Source organism: Amphibacillus indicireducens, assembly GCF_039539605.1.
Classification (GTDB): domain Bacteria; phylum Bacillota; class Bacilli; order Bacillales; family Amphibacillaceae; genus Amphibacillus; species Amphibacillus indicireducens.
Window position 1 is genome coordinate 1 of sequence record NZ_BAABDL010000030.1, and the last position, 1,905, is coordinate 1,905.

Below are 1,905 nucleotides of genomic sequence, written 5' to 3' on the forward strand. Positions count from 1 at the left end.
AAAAGTGCTGATTTGTTTGATAAAATCAACACTTTCAATACTATTTGTCATTTGGAACTACGAAAGTCAGGAACTGATAGGCTTGGCGTGTCGATAAGCTCGGACGCCACTGCGCTTTAATTCGATTCAAGCGCTCAATCGATTCATCACTTTGATACCGATTCTCCTCTTTCAAAAGCTCAAAATGATTCGTGCACATATTCGCCGGTCTAACGACAACCTTTCTTGGACTCGCCTCAACAACAACTGACTCACCCGTTCGATCAAACAAAATATAAGAAAAAGAACTGCGGTGGGGAATCGCCTTTAATAATTCAATCCCTTCATCAACAGTCGCACAATTTTCAAGCAAAATTCGTCCGATCATATTACAGACAAACCCGTCACCCGAACCAATTCGATTAGTGAAGTTATAACCCATCGCAAAACCTTTTTCATTGATCCCATCCATCCGACCGGTTATTTGCATCGATGGCCCGATTGAGGCATAACCTCCATCACTCGGCTGATAAACAACTAGACGTCCTTCATAACTACTCGGGTGGCTGTCATAATTACGAACAAGAAAATCTGTCCCTGTCATAATCGAACAGCCACTCCGCTCTTCCTCTAAATAATAACCACTAAACTCTTTAACCGCTTGTTCAAATGTCCACGCTAAACCATCTGCTAGCCCCTGAAGCTCAGCAACCAAACCCGGTCCAAACTGATTCAGCAGTTCGACCGCTTCGCTCACATCCGTAAAAAACTGTCGCTTACGCCGTTTCTGCCATTGAGTGCGGCGATTTTTTAATAAAACAGAATCTTTCAGGTCTTGCCCTTGCTCAAAGCCTAACTGATAGTGCGAGCCACGAAATTGGATCAGAACTGTAAATACTTTTATCAATGAATTGCTCCTTTGTTAAAAAGATTATTTATAACGCTTCTCTAAATCACTCATCCACCAGCCCAATAAAATGCCAAGCATAAGTAAAATAACACAAGAAAGGATACCGATCCAATTGAATCCATCATAGTTAACTGGGACAATCATCACCGTTGAGGCAAAGATAACCCCCAAAATAAAGTGAAACATGGCAGCATATGCTCTTTTCAAAATGAATTCTACTAATTTAGACAATAATAAAACACATAAAACAACACCAATCCCGATCGGAATAATTACACTTAGATCAAGGTCCTTAATTCCGTCAGCCATCGCTTTATACATCCCAAAGTAGAGTAAGAAATTCGATGGACTTAAACCGGGGACAATCATCCCTAAACCAATTAAACCACCTGCAAGTAACCATGTCCAAGTATTTTGCACAATCACTGTCGTTAATAACTGCTCACCATATGATAAAAACAAGAAAAAGACCACAAAAGTAATCACCATATTGACAATATCCTTTAGATTACGTCCATGCTTGCCAGCTTCACTCCAGAGAGCCGGAACCGTTCCGATAATACAACCAACAAAAAACCAGAGAATAACGGTCTCATGTTCCCCAAGTAAGAAACTAACTGCAAACGATAACAGAAAAATACCAGCCAAGCCACCTAAGCCAACTGGGATGAAAAATTTAACATTTTCTTTAAAGTTTTTCGTTAGATTTGCTAAAAATAAAATAATCCGCTCATAAATACCGAACACTGCCGCTAAAGCCCCACCGCTCACACCTGGTAAGATAAAGCCTGATCCGATAAACATTCCTTTAATAAATCGTAACCACCAATCGATTAAACTCGTTCGTTTCATAAAAAATTTGTCTCCTTTATACATTACGCTCTTTTTTAACTATCCTATTATAACACGACTCATTCTATAACTACCAAAATTACCAGCAATAATTAATTGAGATAGGGGGAGGTGACTAACCTCCGTCCCTCTCACACCACCGTACATACGGTTCTCGTATACGG

Annotated in this window: 2 protein-coding genes; both read right to left on the reverse strand. The window is 39.9% G+C overall.

Features of this window, described 5'->3' with window-relative positions; translation table 11 throughout:
* Positions 1–40: 40 nt before the first annotated feature.
* Complete coding sequence (locus ABD814_RS03015; RefSeq protein WP_344910206.1) at positions 41–886, reverse strand: C45 family autoproteolytic acyltransferase/hydrolase; 846 nt, start codon at positions 884–886, stop codon at positions 41–43.
* A gap of 24 nt (positions 887–910) precedes the next feature.
* Positions 911–1,741 carry a DUF368 domain-containing protein gene (locus tag ABD814_RS03020; RefSeq protein WP_344910208.1) on the reverse strand — a complete coding sequence of 277 codons (831 nt, stop codon included), beginning with the start codon at positions 1,739–1,741 and terminating at the stop codon, positions 911–913.
* Positions 1,742–1,905: the final 164 nt, after the last annotated feature.